2 protein-coding genes are annotated in these 6,963 nt (G+C 55.3%); one reads left to right on the forward strand and one right to left on the reverse strand.

What is annotated here, in order from left to right:
• Positions 1-145 precede the first annotated feature (145 nt).
• Positions 146-1,072, reverse strand: coding sequence for a gliding motility-associated C-terminal domain-containing protein (locus WX88_RS26190; RefSeq protein ID WP_197076983.1), 927 nt, complete (start codon positions 1,070-1,072; stop codon positions 146-148).
• 2,085 nt (positions 1,073-3,157) lie between these two features.
• Here WX88_RS26190 and WX88_RS26200 point away from each other — a divergent pair.
• Positions 3,158-6,963: fibronectin type III domain-containing protein (locus WX88_RS26200; RefSeq protein WP_156176468.1), on the forward strand; the 3,806-nt coding region annotated here is incomplete at its 3' end.

The following is a 6,963-nucleotide window of genomic DNA, read 5'->3' on the forward strand; positions in this document are numbered from 1 at the left end:
TTCATACCCTAAAGTAAGGCCTGGTTACTTTTGGCTGGGTACTTAATTCTTCGTGTCTATACCTGCTCTCAGTATTGGATTACCACAAAATAAGGAGTGCCGCGATATTCGCGGCACTCCTTATTTTGTGGTAATCTAAACCGAACTATTGACCGCGGCGAATTTCAACCCAGCCTTTGGTCTTGCTACCGCTGACATCCGTCAGATAGTAGTAATACACGCCGTCGGGCTGGTTATCACCACCCCAGTTATTCTGATAACTAGCAAAATCCTGAACCTTACGGCCCCAACGGTTATAAATTTCAAGCTTGCCGCCTTGCTGACCCGGACGTACCACGAACGTTTCATTGAGATTGTCACCATTCGGAGTAATGATGTTCGGCACGGGTACGTCGGGGACTATCACCGTCCGCTGGGCTAGCGTTGCGGGGCAGCTAGGAGTGTTGGCGGCACAGCTACTGGTACGGGCCACTACGTTCGAGTTCAAGCGAATGATGTATTCTCCACCCACAGCCAGCTTCAATGCTGCTTCGGCGGGCTGGTAGTCGGTTGAGAACTGCACTGGAGCATCCGTCACCGCATTACCTTGGCCATCTTTCACCCGCTGGTAGGTCCAGCTAATGCCGCAGAGTTGAAACCCACTCGCTACGCTCGGCTGTGGGGTAGTGTTGTTCAGCACGAACGTTAGCGGTGGTATATCCGTCTGACCGGGCTCACTTGGCTGCCCAGCCTCGCCATTCCGGCTCGAAATGACGCGAGGAATGGTAAAGGCATTAGCTACCGTGGGCGCTACGCGTACCAGAATAGATGTGGTATCGCCACAGCCGCCACCATTGGTACCAAAGCCCTGCAGCGGAACAATGCGCAGACGGTAGCGACTCGTTACAGTGGGGCTCACCGTTATGTTTTGCACGTTGCTTACCGCAGGCAGGCCATTACCAGACAACTGAGTCCACTGAAAACCGTAGGTCTGGCGAACCGTCTGGCCAGCAGCTACCTGCCGGATGGAATCGGGACGCAGCACGTTACCAGTCAGGTTCAACGTGCCGCCGCAGATAGTTGTAGGAGTCACGCCACTTAGTACGTTGCTTTGACCATTAGCAGCGACTGCCTGCGCTGTACGTCCTTTCACGATACGAATTTCAACAACCCGCGTCTGGATACCGCGAACCGGGCAGGCATCATCCTCGATACGTAATGGAATACGAATGATTTGCCCCTCGNATTTGCCCCTCGAAGAAAGCTCCTGGCTGGAAGTAGATACGGGCTTCGGGAGTAGGAGTGCCGTTGCGAAACAGGCTGTATACACCAATGTCACCGTTTTGCAGCAAGTCACCATTAATGGTACCAGCACCAGTGTAAGTCACCGTCAAGTTTTGACGAGGGCTAGCAGGCACGCTGGCAGTGTTATCCGGGTCGGTGAAAGCGATACGAACCTGAGCATAGTTGCAGGTCTGTACGGTGATGCGAGTGGTATCGGCGCGGTTCGTGGGCACCGCACCAGACAGGGGGTCGGGCACAGTGATAATTGGAGTAGTGGGCACTTGGTTACCCGAACCATCGATGATGATAACAAGGAAATCGCGGCGCACGGAGCCCACGCGGTAACGGCGATTGCTGCCCGGCAGGCGGCGGTATTCGGTGATTTTGCCTACTACCGCATACTTATTCAGGCCCAGCGAGGTGGCACCAGGGCGGAACAGATTTGGAGTAAAAGTAAACTCTCCAATAAGCGGGTTGAAGCTGAAACGAGGCACTACCGTGCGGGTGTACGCTGTGCCAGCTACAATACCGCACACCCCAAGGGTGTCTACAGCCACAGGCAACGGCAGCTGAGCAGTGTAATTAAGTCCACCAGCGCCTACGCCGCAATCCAGAAAGCAAACAGTGTTGGGTGCGGCAGGAGGCAACAATCTAGTTATGCAATTGGCACTCGTGCCCGTAGGCCGAGCCGAGTAGGGATTGTAAACGCCACAGGTAGCCAGGGGCTGGTCGAGGGAGTACACCAGTGAGTCGCCATCTACCTCAGTAGCAGCGGTGAAGTTGATGGAAGTCCGCTGGCCTACTAGCACAAAAGGCACTGGAAAGTCGCGAGTTGAGAAGGTAGGCGAACTGTTATTGACGCGGGTGGGCACGCCATTGACGTTAACTAGGTTGTTAAGGGTGGCCTCGAAGCGAAAGTCATCCTGCGTGGGGATGTTGCCCGTGCTGGGCCGGCAGCAGCTCTGGTGCGAGATAATCCAGTCGGCCGCCGGGGGCAGGTTAATAGTGCCCCGGTAATCCTGCTTTTCGTAGTTCGGGTACACCGTGCTGCCCGGATTACAGGTAGCCAGCGCCTGAATGCTCGGGCAGTAACCCATGCCGATACTCAACGTGCCCGGCACGGGCTGCAGCCTGGCCGAGATGGGGTTGCCGCCGTTACAGGCCGAAACCGCGGTAATATCGACATCGAGCGGTAGGGTTGCAGCAGTGGGGTTACAGTCCCGATAAAAGCTCACTGTTACTTCATACGTGTTTCCACTTATATATCGGTAGGTAATTTGTCCGCCTTGGATATGCGAAGCGTACACTTTCTGTAAGCCAATCATCGACAGGCAGCACGCGAAAAGCAGCAGGGTGAAAGAATGTAAGATTGTCCTCATGGGTGAAAAAAAGGGGATTGAAAGGTGGAAAAATAAAAGGGTGGGTGGATGCCGATAAATCGGGTAACAAGATACAGGGTGAACAGCAGAGCACAAAAAAGGAAATATGTATCCGCCGTATTAACAGCAAATTAAGTGCCATTTTAAATAAAAACATAATTAACTGGAACTAATTCATGATTGCTTACTACGGCTTAGTCCTTATTGATTAAATATTTTTTTAAATACAAGTCCGAGGCTTAGCGCTCAGACTATATCCTGGGCTTAGTTGACGGCGTTCAACAAGTGGACCTCGACGTCTTCACTAGCTGCGTTTGGGTGCATCCGCGAAAAAGAGCTTTTTCTGCTCAGAACAGCCCTTTCCGATTTAACCAATTCTTTTCTTTATAAGAAAGAAAAATCAGGTATTAGCATTCATTCGAGCTTTCTTTCTACATTACAATGCCGAAAGCACACACCCGGTGTTCCAGGCGCTTGTTTCCCACAATCTATTCACCCTTTTCTTCTTACACCTAATGAGTAAACTTTTACATTCGCGGCAGCGCGGGCTTTTGGGCTGGACACTGCTGCTGTTGGCAACCCTGCTACTAAGCAGTAATCTCGTCCGGGCCCAAGTCGACCTATATACTTTTGCGCCCTCCACCGGTACCTACACGTCGATAGCCAATGCCACGGGCGCCACGAACGTGACGTCCGTACAAGTTGACACCGGCCTTTCGGCCGCGTTGCCGATTGGGTTCAGCTTCGTATTTGACGGCGTTACCTACACCCAAGTTAAAGCTTCATCCAACGGTTTCCTCTCGTTTAATACGACTGGTACGTCGGGCCAAGGTACCAACAATCTGAATACGGTGGCGGCAACTAGCCGGCCGCTCGTAGCTCCGCTGTGGGACGACCTCGACGGTCGGGCCACAGTAGGCGGCGTAACCAATAGCAGCCGTGCCAACTACCTGACCACTGGCACCGCCGGTAGCCGGGTGTTCACATTTGAGTGGCAAAACTGGGAATGGAACTGGAGCGCGACCACACCCGTCGTTTCCTTTCAAGTGAAGCTCTATGAAGGTACCAATGTGGTGCAGTTTATTTATCAGCCAGAATCAGGAGCCATATCGAATGGGTCCGCGTCGGTAGGTCTGGCAGGGGCAGCCTCGGGTGAGTTTCTCTCGCTTAGCAGCCTGGGCACTACTCCAACTACTAGCTCAACAGCTGAAACGGTCAACATCGCAACACAACCAGCGGCTGGCCAAATTTATACCTTCACCCCGCCAGTGCCAGCGCCGTGCCCGCAGCCACGCACTCTGAGCGCCTCGGCACTGACGAGTACCGGTGCAACCGTGTCCTATACCGTATCGAATGCGACTCCCGGTCCATTTACCATCTTTTACGGTCCTACGGGATTCAACCCAGCCCAGCCCAGCTCGGCGACCAATGTGTACCAAACTACGACGGCTACGGGCACAACAGCTACCCTAACGGGCCTCACCCCCCAGACGGGCTACCAGTTCTACGTGAGACAGGACTGTGGCGGTAGCAATGGCAACAGCATCCTCTCGAATGTGGGTGCCTTCACTACTAATCCCAACCCGGCTATTAACAATGACTGCGCCCAAGCAATTGGCATATCGGTAGCCGCGTCGTGTACTACGCCGGTGGTTGGCACCGTGTTTGGCGCAACGCAAAGCCTGGCCCCCTCCACAGGTTGCGGCGGCACAGTGGCCACTGATGTGTGGTATTCGTTCGTAGCGACGGCTTCGGCGCTGCAACTCACCACAGGTGCACAGTTCACCGGGTTTTATGATGTCCGTTCGGGCACCTGCGCAACCTCGACGAGCGTAACCTGTGGTTCGTTGGGCACCACGTCATCGCCGGCGCAAGTAGTGCTGAGCGGCCTTACGGTGAGTCAAACGTATTTCCTGCGTATTTACGCAACTTCTACGACACCTCCAACGAACACAACCAGCGGCTTCACACTGTGCCTGACGCCAGTGATAAACTACTGTAATACAGGCCTAGGGGGCTCCTGCGGCGGCAATGGTATCACTGACGTTAGTATTACCGGCACCACGTTTAACGCGACGGGACTGACCTGTACCTCCGCTGGCTCACAGTCCTATACGGCGTATCCAGCCACGGGGGCCAACACGGCCACCCTACAGAGCGGCGTGCCCTACCAAGTGAGCGTGACACTGGCGACCGGCACTATTGCGGCGCTGTGGATTGACTATAACCAGAACCTCGTGTTTGAAGCCAGCGAGTTTACGCAGATAGCTACTAACTCCACGGGCACCGCCACAGTGGTTTCAATTGTGATTCCTACTAATGCCGTGCAAGGCCCGACAGGCTTGCGCATTCGCACGCGGAGCTCTGGCAGCGCTAATGGGCCAACAGATGCCTGTACCCAGTTTTTTACGGGCGAAACCAAGGACTTCACCATCACCATTGGGACGCCGGTAGCTTGCCCAACTCCTACCAACCTGACCGCTAGCAACATTACAGGCACGGGGGCTACTATAGGCTTCACCCCCGTACCAGGCACGGCGAGCTACACCGTGACTTACACCCCGGCTGGTGGCACAGCTACCACAGTGACCCCCGCCCCTACTAATTCACCCGTCGTTTTAACCGGACTCACTCCCAGCACAACATACACGGTGAGAATCGCGGGTAACTGTGGCGGGGGTACTAGTTCGGTGGCCAATACCATTACGTTTACGACTGGCTGCGTGACGGCTGCATATGCTACCGTGAACAACACGACGCCTTACACCCAGGATTTTGAAGCCACGTGGTTGAGCCTGTGCGGAGTCAACGAAGCACCAAGTGTAAACTGGCGCAACACCCCCGTCACCGGCAACAACTCCTGGCGCCGCGACGACGACGGTACTAGTGGTGGCTGGGCCAGTCCTACTCTTGGCAGCTATACGCCCGCCGGCAGCCCCATTGGCGGTGCTACGAGCGCGCACTCAGCCCGCTTCCACTCTTATAATATTCTTGGCCGCAGCACTGGCTCCCTGGATTTGTATTTGAATATGAGCGGCACCTCCGGCACCCCCAGCCTCTCCTTTGACTATATCAATACATCAGGCACAGATTCGCTCATGGTGTTTGTAAGCACCAACGGTGGTAGTAGCTTTAGTACCTCTCCGCTGGCCGGCTTCGGTATTGCTGGTACCTGGACGCAGCAAACCGTAAACCTGCCGACTACGGGCCTCTCCGCAACTACCATCATTCGCTTGCGCGCCGTGGGCGACTTTGGAGCAACGGACATTGGCCTCGACAACGTGCGCATAGCCTACGTGGCTTGCCCCACCGTGACGGGCCTCACCGCTACGGGGTTAACCTCCACAGCTGCCACCATAAACTTTACCACTAGCGCCGCCAGTACCACTTATAATCTGACTATCACGCCCGCGGGCGGCACAGCTACCACCCAGACCGCCACGACCTCGCCGGTAAACCTAACCGGCCTGACACCCCAAACTTCTTATACGGTTAGCATTGTGAGCAACTGCGGTGGTGGTACTACCTCCCAGCCCAGTGTTTTCACATTTAGCACCTTAGCTGTGCCTCCAACTAACGACGACTGCGCCGGAGCTATCAACGTACCAATTCAGTTTGGCACTACTTGCGTGGGTCAGACGTCGGCCAACAACACAGGCGCGACGGCTTCCACCGGAGTTCCTGCCCCTGGCTGCGGGTCTTACGTTGGCAGAGACCTTTGGTTTAAGGTAACGGTACCCGTTGGTGGCACCCTGACTGTACAAACTCTGCCGGTCACTGGAGGCAGCCCCATCGTTGACACTGGCATTGCTATCTACTCAGGAGCCTGCGGCAGCCTAACGCTTGTGGAGTGCGACGACGACGACAGCCCCACTGGCAACTATTCGCTGGTTGAACTGACAGGACGCACACCTGGCGAGGTTCTCTACGTCCGGGCATGGGCCTTCAACAACAATAACGCGGGCCTCATTGCCGTGTGCGCCACATCGCCCTCCAACTGTGCCCCACCCACGGCTCCTACGTCTTCCAATGTGACGAACACCACGGCAAACCTGAGTTGGGCGGCCACTCCCGCAGCGGGCAACACCTTCGAAATTGAATATGGCTTACAGGGCTTCACCCCAGGTACAGGCACCACAGTTGTAGGGGTCACGGGTATCAGCACAACCCTTACCGGCTTAACTCCCAACACTAACTACTGCTTCTATGTGCGGCAGAACTGCGGCACTACGAACGGCAGCAGCGCATATGTAGGCCCCACATGCTTCACGACACTGCTGACGGTACCAAGCAATGACGAGCCCTGCGGCGCCCTTGCCCT

It is taken from the genome of Hymenobacter terrenus, assembly GCF_000972495.1.
In the GTDB taxonomy this organism is placed as follows: Bacteria; Bacteroidota; Bacteroidia; order Cytophagales; family Hymenobacteraceae; genus Hymenobacter; species Hymenobacter terrenus.